Origin of the sequence: Pseudomonas sp. Root401 (assembly GCF_001425105.1) — a bacterium.
GTDB lineage: Bacteria > Pseudomonadota > Gammaproteobacteria > Pseudomonadales > Pseudomonadaceae > Aquipseudomonas > Aquipseudomonas brassicacearum.
Map to the genome: position 1 here is coordinate 132,608 of NZ_LMDO01000045.1, position 17,717 is coordinate 150,324.

Consider the following 17,717-nt stretch of genomic DNA (forward strand, 5'->3'; position numbering starts at 1 on the left):
TTATCGTAATTCAATTACGCATAACGTAATTTGCTCGACAGCGACCGTCAAGCTATAAAGACGCCCATTCGCCTCTGGACCCTGCGCCTCCATGGAAACCCCGCTCAGCAACGGTAAACAGAAAGTCCGCTCGGCCGAAGTCGGCACCGACATCCTCAAGGCCCTGGCCGAACTGTCGCCCTCCACGTCGCTGTCGCGGCTGGCCGAACACGTGCAAATGCCGGCGAGCAAGGTTCATCGGTATCTGCAGGCCTTGATCGCCAGCGGGTTTGCCGAGCAGAACGCCGCCACCAACCACTATGGCCTGGGCCGCGAGGCCCTGCGCGTAGGCCTGGCAGCGCTCAACGGCATGGATGTGCTGCAAGTGGCCGCCCTGCCCCTGGCCGAATTGCGCGACGACTTGAACGAAACCTGCTTCCTGGCGGTGTGGGGCAACCATGGTGCGACCGTGGTGCGCATCGAACCCGCCGTGCGGGCCGTGACCGTGGTGACGCAACTGGGCTCGGTATTGCCACTGCTCAGTTCGTCCACGGGGCTGGTGTTCAGCGCTTATTTGCCGGAGCGCGAAACCATCGGCTTGCGCGAGCAGGAAGTACAAGGCACCGAGCACCACGCCCTCGCCGACGACCGCGCTTATGCCGTGTTGTGCGAACAGATTCGCAGTCGCGGCCTGCACCATGTGCATGGCTTGCTGATGCCGGGGGTGGATGCCTTGTCCGCTCCGGTATTCAATGCCGTCGGCGAGGTGAAAGCGGTGATGACGATCGTGGGTCCGGCCTCGCTGTTTCACGCCGACGAAAACGGCCCGGCGGCGCAACGCCTGTTGGCGGCGACCCGGGCCGTGAGTTGGCGGATGGGGTATGAAGCGGGTCCAGGATCAGCCCAGTAAATCCGGGACAATCCTGATCACTAAATCATTCAGGTGAGAGGTGATCAGTTGCGGATGGAGATAACGCTCTTCGCCGCTGAAGGGAACGGTATAAATCCCCTGGTGACGGCCCTTGGAGTGATAGGGAATCACATCATTCTTGAAGTGGCCCAGTAGATACTCAATCAGTTGCTCGGACGACGACACCATGCGCTTGCCGGGGCCATGCGCAATAAAACTGGTCACGTAGACGCCAGCCGGATCGACGTTGGGCACATGGACTTTCAATGCCCCGTGCACGTCCTCGACGGACAAGGGCCTGAGGGGACGCGGGGATAAATCCATTGCAGGCTTGTCCGTCAAACTTGCAACAATGTCCGTGACGATTGTCTCAAACGCTATCAAGTCCAGCGTCCTGACCCGGTCCTCGGCGGCAAAGGAATAACGCTTGCTGAAAATATTACTGATGCCCTGCGTATAGGTGGGCAGGCTTTGCTTTTCAACGCAGGCCAGTGCTTCATCGAACAACGTTCGAGAGGTTTGCACGACAGGGTTCTGAAAGTCTTTCAATGTATTCACATAGGCAGTGAATGGGTTGACGCCCAACGGTTCCAGGTAATGCCCCAATAGCACTTGCACGGCAAAATCCACGCGCGTGTTCTTAAGTGCAAAGAGTCTTTCAGAGTGGGAAGAAAACAACGGGGTATTCATAAGGCATCCTTGTCATTTCATCGCCTCGAACTTCCTGTCCGGGCCGTTATTGATTGTGCGACTGATACAACAGCGCGGTATCTCGATTCAACTGAAGACGCAACTTAGGCTTGAACTTCAGTCTCGCCGTTATACACAGGCCGGCGCGTGACTGTAAAAAAGGCAAGTGTAAGCGCGCGTGAAGTGTCGAATCATTGCATCTAACCCATCACGCCCATGACCTTGGCTTTTGCCACTGCCTGCGTACGCCGCTGCACGCCCAACTTGCTGTGGATTCGCCGCGCATGGGTTTTCACCGTGTGCAACGAAATGAACAGCCGTTCGGCAATCTGTTGGTTTGAATGACCTTGCGCAATCAGTTCCAGGACCTCCAGTTCGCGATGACTGAGCAAGGTGTCCTCGGCGCTGACGGGCGGCTCGACCTGCTCTGCCGATTGTGCCCAACGCACCAGCTCGGGCTGGCGCAAGCGCAGCTCGCACAAGGCTTGCTGGGCCCGCCAGCAAGTGACTCGCTTGAGCCCTTCTTGCAGGAGTGTCCGGGCCTGGGAACGATCGCCGGACAACCAGACAACCTCCGTCAATACCAGATGCAGTTCGGTTTCCAGGCTGTGCATTTCACTCTGCTGTGCCCGGGTGATCATGGCTTGCAGGCGCGCCTGCGGCTCCTGCGCCCGTTGCAGGTAGACCTCGGCCAGCACCAGCAGGTATTCAAGTCGTGCAATCAATTCCAGGGTCGCGGGAGGCGCGTGCTTGGCCTGCGGCCCGCGAAAATGGCGCAAGACGCGGGTCAAGGCTTCATGGGCCAGTTCCGCCCGCCCCTGTTGCAACCAGAACTGGCAGCTGGTTTGCAGCAACACGCCACGGTAAACGGTGTCGGGGATGTGCCGCTGCTGCATGATCCGCTCGGCATCGCGCAGTTGCATGAAGGCCTCGCCATAGTCGCCCTGGTTGGCAGCCAGGCTGGCCTTGCCGAGAAAGCCGTAGAGCACCTGTTTGTCCAGGCTGTGCAGGCCTGTTTCCAGGCCCGTTTGAAACTGCTCGGCGGCGCGCTCTTCAAACCCCATGCGCAATGCCAGGCGCCCGCGCCGCAGGGCGATACGCCCCAACAGCGGGGAAAAATCCTGGCCTGGTTTATCCAGAAGCGCCTGGACGGCGGCCAGCAGATGATCGGCCCGATGAGGCGCGCCACGCTGTTCCAGGACTTGGGCGTGGTCCAGTTCCAGCAATCCTTCGAATACCAGTGAACCTTGCGCACGCGCCAGGCACAGTGCCTGGCGGTTGATCCGATGCGCAGAAGCCAGTTCGCCTTCAAGCAGCGCCTGCTGCGTGAGCCCACCCAGGCACAGCACCCGTTGGGCCCAGGCCTCGGGGTCCAGGCTGGCCTGGGCCTGGAGGAAGTGCTCGCGCGCCTGTTCGCCATCGCCCGAGAGGTGCAGCAGCCAGCCCCGCAAGACCTGCCACCTGGCCAGCAGCTGTCGCTGCCGGCAGGCCGAAGGCTGCGGCATGAACCTGGCCAGTTGCTCAATGCATGTCGACGCCTGGTCGAAGCGGCCGGCGAACAACAGCGCAGCGGTGACCAACCCCACCGATTGCGGCGTACAGAGGGTCAGTGCTTCGCCTTGTTGATCGTGCAGGCCCAGCAACAGCACCACGTTGCGACGCTGCAAGACGTGCTCGAAGCTCAAATGCTGCAAGAAACTGACGGCGGTCTCGAACTCCTCGGCCAACATGGCTTGCTCGAACGCCATTTGCCAGTCCTGTTCGGCAGCAAACCACTGGCAGGCCCGTCGATGCCAGGAACGCCCCTGCGGCCAGGGCTCTTCACGTACCAGCCGGGCCAGGGCCGGAAAAATCTGCAACCAGTCCGACGTCTGCTCCCATGGCTCGATGAAACATCCCAGGTCCAGCAGCAAGGGCAGGCATTGCGCGCCCACGGTGTCGCCGAACAGATGCTCGCATAGCCGGGCATTGAAGCGCGGCAGATGCGCCAGCACACGCCAGGCCTGCGCCAGATCCGGGGTCAGCGTGCTGAACAGTTCGTACTCCAGGTAGTCGACCAAGGTCCCCGGCCGTCCCGGCGTTGCATGACTGCGCGCCCACTCGCAACGCTCCAGCAGCGTGATGCGCACCCCGGCACACCAGCCGCCACTGCGCTGGATCACCTCGTGGGCAGTGCGGGCAGCCAGGGGGCCGGGCAGATGACGCAGCAATGGCAGGACATCGTCAGGGGTGAAGAACAATGCCTGTGCATCGAACTCGTGCAATTCGTCATCGAGCAACAACCGCGGCCAGTTGCAGTGGGGGCGGCGGCGGCTATTCAGCCACAGGTGCAACGCCGGACTGCTGGTGTTCAACAGACGATCGAGCAACTGGTCCAGTTCGGGATTCGGCACCCGGCAGTAGTCATCCAGGAACAACCACGTGGGTGTCTGCAAACGCGCCAGGTGGGCCAGCAGTCCCGCTTCATCGAGCATCGGCAACCCGAGGGCCTGGGCCAGGCGCTCGCACATTTGCACCGCGCTCAACGCCGCGCCCCCCAGCGGCAACCAATGCAGCCGACACCCGGCGGGAGCCTGCAGGAAGCACTCGGCAAACAACGCACTCTTGCCACTGCCCGCTGGCGCGCAAAGCAGTTTCACCCGCGCTTCAGACGTCAGCAGCGGCTCGCTCAGGGACCGCCGCGGCACGTGCGTCGAGGACAGGCGAGGCAACAATCCAGGACGGTCCGGACACGGGGTCATGGCGGTCATGTGTGCAGATCCTGTTTATTGTTATCTCACCACCCTAGTCCTGTGTCGCCGAGCTTTGGAGAAGTATTCAGCGCGCTGATTGGCGCCCATAAAAAAACGACCGGCAGGGGCGCTGCCGGTCGATCACGATCATCAAGTCAGGCACAACCTTGTGGGGAAAGGATTCACTGTGGGAGCAAGGCTTGCCCGCGATGAACGATAACGCGGGCAAGCTTTCAGACCGCGGTGCGGCCATCGCGGGCAAGCCTTGCTCCCACAGATAAATCCCGTCGCCACAGTTATCTTTCCAACAGTCAGACCCTACCGAACCCCGGTCGAACGCAGCGCTGCCGGCGTGTAGTCGGCGGCCCTGGCCTCGAAGCCGTACTCGTAGCTGTGCTTCTCTTCGTTCTTCATGCCCAGCGCAATGTAGCGACCGGCAATGATGTCGTAGAGCGCCTCGAGGGTGTAGCCCGGATTCTGATGGTCGTAGTAGAACTGGGCATGACCTTCGGCCACCCGCCACAGTTGGCCGCGACCGTCGTAGTGATCCACCAGCGCCGCCTGCCAGCTGTCCTCGTCGAAGTACATGTGGCGCTTGGCATAGATGTGCCGCTCGCTCGGCTTGACCGTGCCGACTACTTCCCAGACCCGGTGCAATTCATAGCGAGTCAGGTCCTGGTTGATGTGGCCGGCCTTGATCACATCGTCGTACTTGAGGCTTGGCGAATCGAGCTTGTAGCTGTTGTACGGGATGTACATTTCCTTTTTGCCGACCAGCTTCCAGTCGTAGCGGTCCGGCGCACCGGAAAACAGGTCGAAGTTGTCGGAGGTGCGCAACCCGTCGGCGGCGGTGCCCGGGCCGTCGTAAGCCACTTGCGGGGCACGACGCACCCGCCGCTGGCCGGCGTTGTAGATCCAGGCCAGACGCGGTTCCTTCACTTGGTCGAGGGTCTCATGCACCAACAGTACGTTACCGGCCAGGCGCGCCGGCGCAGTCACCTCTTGCTTGAAATAGGTCAATACGTTGCTGGCCTTCTCCGGGTCGGCATCCTTGATCAGGAACGGCACGGCAATTTCTTCCTCAAAGCGGATCGGCGTGAAGCTGCCATTGGTCTGCGGCGTAGCCTGGGTGATGATGCGCCGCAAGTTGCCGCCGTGATAACGGGTGACGTGATTCCACAGCACTTCCACGCCGCTCTTGGGAAGCGGGAAGGCGTAGTAGCGGTTGCCAGTGAAATTGGCCAGGCCATTGCCGTCGTTGATGGCGTTCACGTTGAGGGCGCTGCGCTTGGCCGACTCGTAGATTTCCGGCGGCAGGCCCACGCTGCGGTGGGTCGGATAGACCGGGATCTTGTAGGTTTCCGGGTAGCGCTTGAACATCGCGACCTGGCCTTCGGACAGCTTGTCCTTGTACTTGTCCACGGTCGCGGCGGTGATGGTGAACAGCGGTTTTTCATTGGCGAACGGGTCGGCCAAAAAGCCCTTGCTGTCCACGGCACCGGCGTTTTTCGGGATACCGCCGGTCCAGGCCGGAATCGAGCCATCGGCATTGCCGGCTTTTTCCGCGCCCAACGGCGTAAGGCTGGTACCCAGTTTATTCGCTTCATCCGGCGAGACCGCCGCCATCACGTTCGCGGCCAGCAGGCTCAGGGCCAGGGCACCGCATTGCAGGATCATCTTGCGCATTGGGTTTTCCTTGTCAGCCAGATCAGAAGTTCACGCCGAAGCTCAACGCGAGGAAGTCGCGGTCTTCGAGAACGTTGTAATCGCCGCCAAAAAAGTCGGTGTAGCTCAAGCTGGCGGTGTAGGTGTTGCGGTAGTCGGCATCGACACCGACGCTGATAGCCTTGGCGCCTTCGTTGAATAAACCGTTAGGGCCATAACCGGCCACGTCGTGGGACCAGGAAACGTTGGGCTTGAAGTTCACACCACCGATCACGTTCGAGTAATCGAGAATCGCCCGGGCGCGATAGCCCCAGGAAGTCGAAGTGACAAAACCATCGGTGTCACCTTGGAAGCCATATTGGCCATAGACCGAGTCGCGGCCATAACGCAGCTTGTCCTTGGATTCCAGCCCGCCGACGTGCACCACTGCCGCCTCGCCGACCAGGGTCAGGCGATCGGCACCCAGTACCTGATCGACAAAATGCGTCAGGGTGCTCTGGACCTGAGTGATTTCCTTGCGCCGGTAGCCGGTGTTGTCCGCACCCGGCGTGGTCGCGATGGGCGACGCCGCGCCACCGGCAATCGGGTTGACCAGGGCCAGGGTCAAGTCGTTGGTATTGACCTGCACCGGTGCGTTGGGGCGGTAGCTGATTTCCCCGGTCCAGGCGGTGCCGGTGGGCAACGTCGTGGAGAAACTGGCGCCGTACAGGCGGATGTCTTCGGGGTATTCAAGGTAATACTGACCGCGTCCCAGCATCACACTCTGCGCCAGGCCCGCACCGCTGCCGGGGGCCAGCCTGTTGGCGGTCGCGACCATTCCCGGCAGCGCCGTCAGCGTCGAGAGCCCCGCCGTGGTGGTCCCGACGGTAGGCGTGCGGCTGTGGTAGTTCATGAAGTACAGGCCGTACTCGGTGTCATCACCGAGCCAGCGCAACGCCGTGCCCCACTGACCAGAGTCACGGGCGTCGCGGTCACCGCCGCGGGGAATGATCACCCCTTCGCTGGACACCTGGATCTCCTGGCCAAATGCCCGGGTCAATGGCACGAACGGCGCAATCGCCGGGCTGCCCACGGTGTAGCCACTGGTGCAACCATCGGCCACCACGTCATTGCCGAAGAACGTGCCGCAGTTATCCACCACCGTCTGGTCCCACTCCAACTGGTAGAAACCTTCGACGGTGAGCTTGTCTGTCAGGCCCTGGGAGGCGAACAGCATGTTCACCGGGATCAAGCCTTCCTTGATCTCCGCACCGGGACGACGGAACGCGGATACGTCCACCGGGTTGATGCTGTTGATGGAGTTGCCGATGAAGGTACTTTCCCCCCAACTGACCACCTGCTTGCCGGCGCGCACGGTGCCCGGCAAATCGGCGATGGAATAGTTGTGATAGACGAAGGCATCGAGAATCTGCGCCCCAGAGGACTTGGCGCCTTCCTTGCGATTGCTGTCGCTGATGTCCTTGAATGGACGGTTTTCGTCCTTGAGTTCGAAGTCATACCAGTACTTGCCGCGCACGAACACGCCGGTATCGCCGTACTTGAGTTCGAGGTCGTGCAGGCCTTTGAAGATTTTGGAAAAGGTCTCGCCCTTCTTGAAATTCAGCCGTCCATCATCACCGGTGGAGGACTGGCCCCGACCGCCGTTGACCGTGCCAACCAGGTCCTTGTCGGCATCGCGCATGCCCCAGCTTGCGCCCACGGACAACGACGAATCGAACTGACCCTCGATCTCGCCAATGTTGAATGAAACGGCCTGCGCCTGGGCACAGCAACCCAAGGCCACCGCGACGGCCAGCGCCTGCGGCTTGAAGATGGCGCGCATTGTTATTGTTGTCATGCGTCTTCCCCGGTGAGTGACAGAGGCTTCACCCTACTGCCGCACGCCATGGGCGATAAGCGCACCAAGGAGGTATTCGCGCTGTACCTAAAAAGGATTACAGCCCATGCGGGACGGGCCTTTGCGCCGTGCATGGATGGACTGGATGATGGGTCATCAGCGCCGCGCATACTCATGCCCGGCCTTCGACTGTTACGCGCCCTGCAACGGTGCATGTCCGGATCCGGGCTGTTTCCCGCAAGGCTCGATGCCTATGCTTGCCGGGCTTTCAGGGCAACGGGCCTGCAAGCACAAGCCTCATGGCATCCCTCATGCCTGGCACCGTCTTCGGATGGATTGGCGTATCGGTCCATCATCCCGTGTTTACCGACGTTGGTTTGTAGCTCCTTTGCAACGTCATGTTTAGGCCGCTGCTTTTTTGCAGCGGCCTTTTTTATGTGGTTTATTTTCCCCGAACGAGTTTTTCAGGCGGTTGTTTAGTTATCCCAGAATCGCTTCTACCTTCTTACTTCTATGAACAATCAATTCCTAGATATCTAAATGCCTGCTCCTACAACAAAGCAGGAAACTCACTACAAGCCCATGAAAAATCCACTGGTAGGCTGAAAGTCAGTCGCAGCATTTTGCTTCGATTTTAACTTAGTGAAGTTTCCATGACGCCAATCAACTACAACAGCTATCGATCAAAAAAAGGCTACAACAGCCGAATTCGTTTCCTGGTTTTCCATTACACCGCGGCTAACTTCTCATCCTCCGTCACCGCGCTGACCGGCGCCTCCGTCAGTGCCCACTACTTGATTCCGGACATCACCGACCCAAGCTATTTGAATGCAGGTTTCAACGACCAACAGATCTTCAACCTGGTGGACGAAAAACAGCGCGCCTGGCACGCAGGAGTGAGCAGTTGGGGTGGCCGAACCAATCTGAATGACACTTCGATTGGCGTTGAGATCGTCAATCGCGCCACCGATAACCAAGGGCAGTTCAGCTTCCCGCCGTATCAATCCCGGCAGATCGAGGCGATCGAAGTCCTGGCGCTGGACATCCTCAAGCGTTATCCCGACATCAGCCCCGTCAATGTGGTGGGGCATTCGGACATTGCCGCTGGCAGGAAAAGCGACCCGGGCCCGATGTTTCCCTGGCAGGCGTTGTACGCCAAAGGCATCGGCGCCTGGTTTGATGAGCCCACGCAGAAGGCGTACAGGGAGGTGTATCAAGGCAACGGATTGCCGACTCGTGAACAACAACTTGGACTGTTCAAGAAGTATGGCTATGACACGTCGGCTGCCACAACGGACACAGGTTTTCAGCGCCTGGTGCGCGCCTTCCAGTTGCACTTCCGTCCGGCCAGATATGACGGGGTGATGGACATTGAGACCGCCGCGAACCTGGCGGCCCTGGTGAAAAAGTATTGTCCATGAGCACGGTTGCCGTGGCTGACGGCAACCGTGCTCGGGCAATGAGGCTTAGATGGCGTGGCGTTGCAGATTCGCCATCATTTCCTTCAGCGCTTCCAGATTGTCGTTCGGGTGTACGGCATTTTCGAAGTCGCATATCTGCTGCCAATGGGCGGCGACGTCTTCGGGTGAAAACCCTTTGCGCGGATCGAAGCCCGCCCCCAGGCTGCGCTCCCAGCGCACCTTGCCCATCCAGCCGCCGCCCACTTCGAACAAACCGGAGGTTTCCTGGCAGGTTTCGCTGGCCAGGTACACCACCAGCGGGCTGACGAGTTCGGGCTTGAGTTGTTCGAACACCTGCGGCGGGATCAGGCCTTCGGTCATGCGCGTGCCGCCGGTGGGAGCGATGGCATTGACCAGGATGTTGTTCTTGCGGCCTTCGATGGCCAGGGTCCGCGTCAGGCCATAAAGGCCGAGCTTGGCCATGCCGTAGTTGGATTGGCCAAAGTTGCCGTAGATGCCCGAGGTGGAAGCGGTGAAGATCACCCGTCCGTAGTTTTGCTCACGCAAGTGCGGCCACGCGGCGCGGGTCACTTTGTAAGCGCCCTCGACGTGGACGCGGTAGACCAGGTCCCAATCGGCGTCGTCCATTTTGTGGAACGTCTTGTCCCGCAGGATCCCGGCGTTGTTGACCACCACATCGACGCGACCGAACGCGTCGAGGGCATTTTGTACCAGCTTGTCGCCATCGGTCACCGAGTCATGGTTGGCCTCGGCGATACCACCCGCCTCGCGGATTTCGGCGACCACCCGGTCTGCCGCCGAGGCGTTGGCCCCTTCCCCTTGAGCCGAGCCGCCAAGGTCGTTGACCAGCACTTTCGCGCCTTGTCTGGCGAACAGCAGCGCATGGGCGCGGCCCAGGCCCCCGCCGGCTCCCGTGACGATCACGACTTTATCTTCGAAGCGCACAGACTCACTCATGGCAGAACTCCAGCAGGCGGACAGGACAATGGGCACGAGTGTCCGGCACAAGTTGGCCGGTCACAATCAACACGGTTGCAAGTGAATGGTGGCCGATAAGGTGAGGGGATGATGCAGGCCCAGGCCACGGCGGCATATTCGACTTCCGGCACCGCAATCGCGAGCAGGCTCGCTCCCACAAGGGATTTTTGTTGCCCACAAGTTCCGTATTCACAATCGATCTACTGTGGGAGCGAGCCTGCTCGCGATAGCGGTCTTTCAATCAGAATAGATGCTGGCTGTGCTGACGCCATCGCGAGCAAGCTCGCTCCCACAGGGTGTCGTCATGAACAGGCCATTTGTCTGCACGGCTCGGCGATGGCTTCGCGAAACGCCAGGTAATGCTTGAGCACCTGCACCGGCGCCTCGGTGTGTGGGTAATGACCGATGTCGGGCAACAACACCGTGTCCGGGTTCGGAATCAGGGCCTCGTAGCGCGCCACCATGTGTTCACCGGAAATCGGGTCGACCGCGCCGTCGATCACCCGCAACGGCACGTCGCCGCGCTGCATCGCCTGCACCCAGCGATCACGCTGCACACAGCGTTCGGGAATATAGGCGATGAGCTTGTGCATGATCCGCGGACCACGATGGGCTTCTACCAGGCTCCAGAAATCATCCAGTTCGCTTTCAGTGGGGGTGGTCCTGGGGCCGAAAATCTGCCGAAAGCTGCTGACCAGGCTTTCCCGGGAAAACGCTCGCCCCAGCAGCCAGCCCAGGGGGCTGAGCAAGAGTTTCTGGGCCCAGACCGGACGGTGGGTTTCCGGGAACAGGCCGCCATTGAGAAAGACGCAACTGGCGAGGTGGATACGCGCCTCGTAATGCCGCGCCAGCAGCTCCTGGGCCACGCTGTCACCGTAATCGTGGGCGAGCACATGCAGCGCGCCTCTCACATTCAGGTGCGCCAGCAAGGCCTGTTGCAAATCGGCTTGCTCCAGCAAGCTGTAGACGTGATCCGTCGGTTTGGCGGAGTCGCCGAAACCGAGCATGTCACACGCGATCACCCGGTAGCGTTGCGCCAACGGTTGCCATAGGTAATGCCAATCCCAACTGGCGGTGGGAAAACCGTGGATCAGCAGCAGCGGCTCGCCCTGCCCGGCCACCCAGTAACGGATGGCATGGCCACGGAACATGAAGATCTGGCTGCGCTGGCGCCAGATACGCAGTGGAATCTGGGCCAGGGCCATCAACTTCTATACCCGGCATCTTGTTGATCGAGCTTGCGCAATAACGCCGGCCAGGCCAACGCGCCGCCCATGCCTTGGGCGCTTTTGGTCACCCCGGCGATCATCGCCCGGGCACCCGCCAGGATCTGCGGCTCGATGGCGATCAGCTCGGCCCCGCCGCTCTGCGCCAGGACCTGGATGTCACAGGTCCGTTGAAAGATGAACATCATCAGGAAGGTATCGGCGATGGTCCCGCCGCAGGTCAGCAAGCCATGGTTGTGCAGCATCAGGAAGTTGCTCTCGCCCAGGTCTGCCTGCAGGCGAGCCTTTTCTTCGTGATTCAAGGCCACCCCTTCGTAGGCGTGATAGGCCAGGCTCGACAGCACGAACAGCGATTGCTGGCTGATCGGCAGCACCCCCTGCTTCTGGGCCGATACCGCCACGCCGGCTGCCGTGTGGGTGTGCAGAACACAGGCCACATCATGGCGCACCTCATGCACCGCGCTGTGGATGGTGTAGCCGGCCGGGTTGATCTCGTAGGGGCTGTCCATCAACTTGTTGCCGGCCTGATCGACCTTGACCAGGCTCGAGGCGGTGATTTCATGGAACATCATCCCGAACGGGTTGATCAGAAAATCCTCGGTACCGGGAACCTTTGCGGAAATATGGGTGAAGATCAGGTCATCCCAACCATGCAGCGCGACAAGCCGATAACAGGCGGCAAGGTCCACCCGGGTTTGCCATTCGGCCGCACTGACCTGATCCTTGATGCTGAGTGTCGTTTGGATGGGCGCTACGCTCACGGCTCTGACCTCTGGTTTCTTGTTACATGTCTCGATCGAAACGTCGTACGCAAGAAAATCAGTCTAGTCAGCTCTTTCAGAGGCGGTAGTTGCATTGGCAGCCAGCTTACTGGCCGAACGAGTCAGCGCATCCGCTTCAAGCGCGCAACGTGTCGATCAACTCAGCGAGCCATGGCTCGGCGTCGGTTTCCGGCGTGACACTTTCGCTGGCATCCAGACGCAGCATCGGCAGCACCTCGCGTACGCCCAATTCGGCGAACAGCTCGCACAGCTGCTCGCCGCCGGCGCAGAAAGTATCCCCATAGCTGGCGTCGCCCAGGCCGATCACCGCGCCAGGCAAACCGCGAAAGAACCCGGGCAACTGGTCGCGGATGACCGAATACAACGGCATCAAATTGTCCGGCAACTCGCCCATGCCGGTGGTGGAAGTCACTGCCAGCACGGCCTCTGGTGCGAATGCCTGTACATCCGCCAGGGTTGCGCGAGGGTCGTGCCAGGCTTCGAAGCCTGCCTCGCGAAGCAGTTTGGCGGCGTGCCGGGCGACTTCTTCGGCGGTGCCATACACCGAGCCGGAAAGAATGGCGACTTTCATCAATCTGATCCTGAACCTGAAAAAAGAGCCAGGATAATAACAGTTGCACCTGTCAGGCTGCGAATGGCTCTCAACAGCCCTAATGGCCAGTGGACAGCCTATCGATTTCTTTTAGAATGCTGATCCTACAAGGATGTTCAAAGGGTTCTCCCCATGATCAACGCTCAACTGATGCAACTGGTCATCAATGCTTCGAACGACGGGATTGTCATCGCCGAAAAAGAAGGTGAAGACAATATCCTGATCTACGTGAACCCGGCCTTCGAACGATTGACCGGTTATCACCGCGACGAAATCCTTTATCAGGATTGCCGGTTCCTGCAATCGGGTGATCGGGACCAGCCCTCGCTGGAGTCCATTCGCAAAGCCTTGAAGGAGGGCGGTGCCTGTCGTGAGGTGCTGCGCAACTACCGCAAGGACGGCACGCCGTTCTGGAATGAGTTGTCACTGTCCACGGTAAAAAACCAGGCTGACGGGCATACCTATTTCGTGGGTGTGCAAAAAGACGTCACGACCCAGGTCAAGGCTCAACAACGCGTCGCCCAGCTGGAAAAGGAGCTGGCCGACGCACGGGAGACCATTGCCCGACTCGAAGCGACGAACGGTTCAAACAAACCCACGAATTAATGGTCAGTCACTACAATCACCAGTGAACACGTAAATTATCATTTCGAGCAGATCATGCAGCGCGATGCCCTCCTGACGCAGGATGAACTGGATTTCATCCGGACCATGCAACACAACCCGCAGTTGAACGAGCGGGATGTCACGTCGAGCTTGCTGGTAAACGGTGGGTCGCAGATCCGTGACTTGCTGACACGTCTGGCGGCAAATGAGCAGGTTACGCTGCAAGCCAATTTCGAAAACCAGCAAATGACCTTTCCGCTGCATCTGGTGGAAGACGAATTCCATGCGATGCACCTGCGCCTGGGTGTGCCGAGCATCTACGAGGACGGACCGAAGATACGCCCATGGCGCCTGGCGCTCGAAGAGCCGGTGGCGCTGGAAAATATCAAGGGTCAGCCGGGACCGCTGTGGGTCCACGAAGTCTCCTGCAAAGGCGTATTGGTAGAGAACCGCAGTCGAACCAAACCGCCGAAGCAGTTTGCCTTGTGGTTCAGCCCATCAGGCTACGAGAGAATTTCGTTGCGAGGCACCTTCGAACGGGAAACCGATCGCGGCCTGTTTGCCTACCACCTGAGCCAGAATGACCAGGACGAGACGGAGCGCCTGCGCCAGTACATCCTGCAGCAACATCGCCTGACCCATCCGACCATGCACCTCTGATTCAGGTATCCAGGTTGCCTGCCAGAAATTGACGCAGGCGCTGGCGCATCACTGTCCCCTCACTCCCCAGACAACCGATCGACGACCCGACAAGGCTCTCCTGTGCCAGATCGGATGCTTCACCGGCCAGCATCAACGGACAATCCAGGCTCATCGCCAACTTGCCCAGGCGCTTGGGCAAGTCTGGAGCCGGCGCATGATTGGAAACCAGCACCAATGCCACCGGCTGGATCTTCTGGCACACCAGGGTCAGTTCCTCGAACGGCAGGCCGATCGACAACAGCCTGACGCCCACTTCCGCCTTGGACAGGAACAGCCCTGTAACCAGCAACTCCAGTTCATGGCAATGATCGGCAATCGCGCAGACCAGGACACGCGGCGACGCACCTTCGCGCTTGAGCAAGAGCCGCTGGATGATGCGCGAACGCAGGAAACCATCGAGAAACACCCATTCGCTGGCTTGCCCGAACGTCTGCTGGCGTTGCAATAGCTGTCGCCAAAGCGGCATCAGGATGTCCTGGAAGACGATTGGCACGGTATAGGTGGAAAAGACCTGCCCGTAGACGCGATCCAGCTCCACATCGTCAAAGTTGCTAACCGCGTCCGCCACCTGTTGTTGCCAGCGGGCGTGATCCACCCTGACCAGATCGGAGGAAATCAGCGTGGAGACCGGTTGCACCGACTCGGTCTTCGCCAGGATCTTTCCCACTTTGCTGACGGCCACCCCGCGCTCTATCCAAGCCAGGATGCTGCGCACTTTTTCAATATCGCCCAACGAGTACAGGCGATGCCCGCTTTCGGTGCGGGTAGGTTGGATCAACCCGTAGCGCCGCTCCCAGGCACGGAGGGTCACGGGGTTAACGCCGGTCATGCGCGCGACTTCGCGAATGGGAAACAGGTCTTCCCGCTTCAAGGCACCTGATGCCTGGAAAACGAAGCCATCCTCTGTGATTACACTCATTTTGGCAGACAATTCCGGCTGGCAAATTGGATCCTAGTCTACCCCTCCCAGGACATGTCATGACAAGGATAAACGTACTCGATGTGCGGTTTTGTTGTTTTACGCGCAATCGGGAATAATCCTTGCCTGTTTTTTGGCGACCAGACGCTACCCACCACCCCGGGGCGTCCCCCGCGAACCTCCTACCCGGAGTACCGCGCCTGTCTTTCGGAGATACATAATGTCTACCTCACCCGTTACCCTGATGGTTGCCCGCCGCGTCGCCAATGGACGCTATCAGGATCTGATCGCCTGGTTGCGCGAAGGCGAACAACTGGCAACTGACTTTCCCGGCTACCTGGGTTCCGGCGTGCTCGCACCACCGCCCGAGGACGATGAATTCCAGATCATCTTCCGTTTTGCCGACGAGCAGACGCTGCACGCCTGGGAACACTCGGCCTCGCGTACGGCCTGGCTGGGACGGGGCAGCGATCTGTTTGCCCATCCCTCCGAACACCGGGTGCGTGGCATCGATGGCTGGTTCGGCGCAGTCGGTCAGCGTCCGCCACGCTGGAAACAGGCCGTGGCCATCTGGCTGGCGTTTTTCCCCGTGTCGCTGTTGTTCAATTTCCTGTTGGGGCCGCTGCTGGGCGAACTGGGCCTGCTGAGCCGCGTACTCATCAGCACACTCATGCTGACGCCGCTGATGGTCTATCTGTTTATACCGATGTCGACCCATCTGCTGGCGAACTGGCTCAACGGCGCGCCACAGCGGACGTTGCCGGCCAAGCCTTTCACACAGAATCGGTGATGCTGCCAGCCTTGGCAGCGTTCTCTGTGGGAGCGAGCCTGCTCGCGATAGCGGTGTGTCAGGCGATATTTGTGTTGGCTGACCCAGCACATCGCGAGCAGGCTCGCTCCCACAGTGGAATACGGCGATATATCCGCTGGATTAGCCATCAATAGGTACACACTACCCGTCGCTGTTATAGTTTTGCTCTTGCCGTGAACCGAGCCGTCCCATGTCCAACGCCACCGCTCCGATCCTGATCACTGGCGCAGCCCAGCGCGTCGGCCTGCATTGCGCCCGGCGATTGCTGGAAGACGGGCAACCGGTGATCGCGACCTATCGCACCGAACGCCCAGGCGTGCAAACGTTGCGGGACCTGGGCGCGGTCATGCTGTTTGCCGACTTCTCCGGAGAAGCGGGGATCCTTGCCTTTATCGAACAACTCAAGCAGCACACCGACCGGCTGCGGGCCATCGTGCACAACGCCTCGGCCTGGCTGGCCGAGGGCCCGGGCAGCGAAGCCGCGGCCTTCAACGCCATGTTCGGCGTGCACATGCTTGCGCCTTACCTGATCAACCTGCACTGCGCCGAGCTGCTGCAGCGTTCAGCCCCGGCGGATATCGTGCACATCAGCGATGATGTGACCCGCAAGGGCAGCGCCCGGCATATCGCCTATTGTGCCACCAAGGCTGGCCTGGAAAGTCTTACCCTGTCGTTCGCGGCGAAGTTCGCCCCGGCGATCAAGGTCAACGGCATCGCCCCGGCCCTGCTACTGTTCAACCCCGAAGATGACGCGGCTTACCGCGCCAAGGCCCTGGCCAAGTCCGCGCTGGGCATCGAACCCGGCAGCGAAGTGATCTACCAGAGCCTGCGTTATCTGCTGGACAACCCTTATGTCACCGGCACGACCCTGACCGTCAACGGCGGGCGGCACGTCAAATAGCCTTGTTTCGAGGATGCACCATGACGCTATCCCTGCCCCAGAACTACCGCGAGATCCTTATAGGCCTGGGGGAAAACCCCGAGCGCGAGGGTCTGCTCGATACCCCGGTCCGTGCCGCCAAGGCCATGCAGTACCTCTGCCATGGTTATGAACAAAGCGTCGAGCAGATCGTCAACGGCGCGCTGTTCGCCTCTGACAGCGATGAAATGGTGATCGTCGCCGACATCGAACTCTATTCACTCTGCGAACATCACCTGTTGCCCTTCATCGGCAAGGCCCATGTGGCTTATATTCCTACGGGCAAGGTCCTGGGGCTGTCGAAGATCGCCCGGCTGGTGGACATGTTCGCCCGCCGCCTGCAAATCCAGGAGAACCTGACCCGGCAAATCGCCGACGCGGTGCAGCAGGTCACCCAGGCCGCCGGCGTGGCGGTGGTGATCGAGGCCCAGCACATGTGCATGATGATGCGCGGTGTCGAAAAACAGAACTCGACCATGAACACCTCGGTGATGCTCGGCGCCTTTCGCGATTCCAGCACCACGCGCCAGGAGTTCCTGCAATTGATTCGACGGAGCAATTAAATGCCACAACTTCAGCCAGCCATGGCACGCATCAAGGTCAAGGACCTGCGCCTGCGTACCTTCATTGGCATCAACGAGGATGAAATCCTCAACAAGCAGGATGTGTTGATCAACCTGACCATCCTCTATGCCGCCCAGGAAGCAGTACGCGACAACGACATCGACCACGCGCTGAACTACCGCACCATCACCAAGGCGATCATCGCCCACGTGGAAGGCAACCGCTTCGCCCTGCTCGAACGCCTGACCCAGGAATTGCTCGACCTGGTCATGGCCAACGAATCGGTGCTGTACGCCGAAGTCGAAGTCGACAAGCCCCACGCCTTGCGATTTGCCGAGTCGGTGTCGATTACCCTTGCGGCAAGCCGGGCTACTTCGTAGCAGC

17 protein-coding genes are annotated in these 17,717 nt (G+C 60.1%); 8 read left to right on the forward strand and 9 right to left on the reverse strand.

Annotated elements, in window-relative coordinates:
- The first annotated feature begins 91 nt into the window (after nt 1–91).
- Nucleotides 92–889, forward strand: a complete 798-nt coding sequence (locus ASC85_RS24960) for an IclR family transcriptional regulator (protein ID WP_057451790.1) — start codon at nt 92–94, stop codon at nt 887–889.
- On the opposite strand, the gene ASC85_RS24965 is transcribed toward ASC85_RS24960, so the two are convergent.
- The 4 genes from ASC85_RS24965 to ASC85_RS24980 all read right to left on the reverse strand — a co-directional run bounded on the left by ASC85_RS24965 (nt 878) and on the right by ASC85_RS24980 (nt 7,813).
- Complete coding sequence (locus ASC85_RS24965) at nt 878–1,579, reverse strand: hypothetical protein (RefSeq protein WP_057451791.1); 702 nt, start codon at nt 1,577–1,579, stop codon at nt 878–880. The genes ASC85_RS24960 and ASC85_RS24965 overlap by 12 nt on opposite strands.
- A gap of 200 nt (nt 1,580–1,779) precedes the next feature.
- On the reverse strand, nt 1,780–4,329 hold the full coding sequence (locus ASC85_RS24970; RefSeq protein ID WP_057451792.1) for a LuxR C-terminal-related transcriptional regulator: 2,550 nt from the start codon (nt 4,327–4,329) through the stop codon (nt 1,780–1,782).
- A 300-nt stretch (nt 4,330–4,629) separates the two neighbouring features.
- Nucleotides 4,630–5,997, reverse strand: coding sequence for a DUF1329 domain-containing protein (locus ASC85_RS24975; RefSeq protein WP_003205434.1), 1,368 nt, complete (start codon nt 5,995–5,997; stop codon nt 4,630–4,632).
- 22 nt (nt 5,998–6,019) lie between these two features.
- The gene (locus tag ASC85_RS24980) at nt 6,020–7,813 is read right to left on the reverse strand and encodes a DUF1302 domain-containing protein (RefSeq protein ID WP_057451793.1); all 1,794 of its coding nucleotides are present in this window, start codon (nt 7,811–7,813) and stop codon (nt 6,020–6,022) included.
- 653 nt (nt 7,814–8,466) lie between these two features.
- Here ASC85_RS24980 and ASC85_RS24985 point away from each other — a divergent pair.
- Complete coding sequence (locus ASC85_RS24985; protein ID WP_057451794.1) at nt 8,467–9,234, forward strand: N-acetylmuramoyl-L-alanine amidase; 768 nt, start codon at nt 8,467–8,469, stop codon at nt 9,232–9,234.
- 45 nt (nt 9,235–9,279) lie between these two features.
- Here ASC85_RS24985 and ASC85_RS24990 read toward each other — a convergent pair whose 3' ends face one another.
- The 4 genes from ASC85_RS24990 to ASC85_RS25005 form a co-directional block, all read right to left on the reverse strand.
- The gene (locus ASC85_RS24990) at nt 9,280–10,191 is read right to left on the reverse strand and encodes an SDR family oxidoreductase (protein WP_053181805.1); all 912 of its coding nucleotides are present in this window, start codon (nt 10,189–10,191) and stop codon (nt 9,280–9,282) included.
- 323 nt (nt 10,192–10,514) lie between these two features.
- Nucleotides 10,515–11,417 (reverse strand): alpha/beta fold hydrolase, encoded by a 903-nt coding sequence (locus ASC85_RS24995; protein WP_057451795.1) that lies wholly within the window; start codon nt 11,415–11,417, stop codon nt 10,515–10,517.
- A complete protein-coding gene (locus ASC85_RS25000; RefSeq protein WP_057451796.1) occupies nt 11,417–12,199 on the reverse strand; it encodes a class II aldolase/adducin family protein in 783 nt (260 codons plus the stop codon). The genes ASC85_RS24995 and ASC85_RS25000 overlap by 1 nt, the downstream gene beginning before the upstream one ends.
- A gap of 136 nt (nt 12,200–12,335) precedes the next feature.
- Complete coding sequence (locus ASC85_RS25005; RefSeq protein ID WP_057451797.1) at nt 12,336–12,791, reverse strand: flavodoxin; 456 nt, start codon at nt 12,789–12,791, stop codon at nt 12,336–12,338.
- Between the two features lie 153 nt (nt 12,792–12,944).
- On the opposite strand from ASC85_RS25005, the gene ASC85_RS25010 reads away from it, so the two are divergent.
- The gene (locus tag ASC85_RS25010) at nt 12,945–13,418 is read left to right on the forward strand and encodes a PAS domain-containing protein (RefSeq protein WP_057451798.1); all 474 of its coding nucleotides are present in this window, start codon (nt 12,945–12,947) and stop codon (nt 13,416–13,418) included.
- A 54-nt stretch (nt 13,419–13,472) separates the two neighbouring features.
- Complete coding sequence (locus ASC85_RS25015) at nt 13,473–14,078, forward strand: hypothetical protein (RefSeq protein WP_057451799.1); 606 nt, start codon at nt 13,473–13,475, stop codon at nt 14,076–14,078.
- A 1-nt stretch (nt 14,079) separates the two neighbouring features.
- On the opposite strand, the gene ASC85_RS25020 is transcribed toward ASC85_RS25015, so the two are convergent.
- On the reverse strand, nt 14,080–15,039 hold the full coding sequence (locus ASC85_RS25020; protein ID WP_057451800.1) for a MerR family transcriptional regulator: 960 nt from the start codon (nt 15,037–15,039) through the stop codon (nt 14,080–14,082).
- A gap of 220 nt (nt 15,040–15,259) precedes the next feature.
- On the opposite strand from ASC85_RS25020, the gene ASC85_RS25025 reads away from it, so the two are divergent.
- From ASC85_RS25025 to folX, 4 genes are all read left to right on the forward strand, one after another.
- On the forward strand, nt 15,260–15,829 hold the full coding sequence (locus tag ASC85_RS25025; protein WP_057451801.1) for an antibiotic biosynthesis monooxygenase: 570 nt from the start codon (nt 15,260–15,262) through the stop codon (nt 15,827–15,829).
- Nucleotides 15,830–16,040: 211 nt separating this feature from the next.
- Nucleotides 16,041–16,751, forward strand: coding sequence for a dihydromonapterin reductase (gene folM / locus ASC85_RS25030; RefSeq protein ID WP_057451802.1), 711 nt, complete (start codon nt 16,041–16,043; stop codon nt 16,749–16,751).
- Between the two features lie 20 nt (nt 16,752–16,771).
- A complete protein-coding gene (gene folE, locus ASC85_RS25035; protein ID WP_003205453.1) occupies nt 16,772–17,332 on the forward strand; it encodes a GTP cyclohydrolase I FolE in 561 nt (186 codons plus the stop codon).
- Nucleotides 17,333–17,713: a dihydroneopterin triphosphate 2'-epimerase gene (gene folX / locus ASC85_RS25040; protein ID WP_025211888.1), complete on the forward strand. Its 381-nt coding sequence runs from the start codon at nt 17,333–17,335 to the stop codon at nt 17,711–17,713. It begins immediately after the preceding gene.
- Nucleotides 17,714–17,717 lie beyond the last annotated feature (4 nt).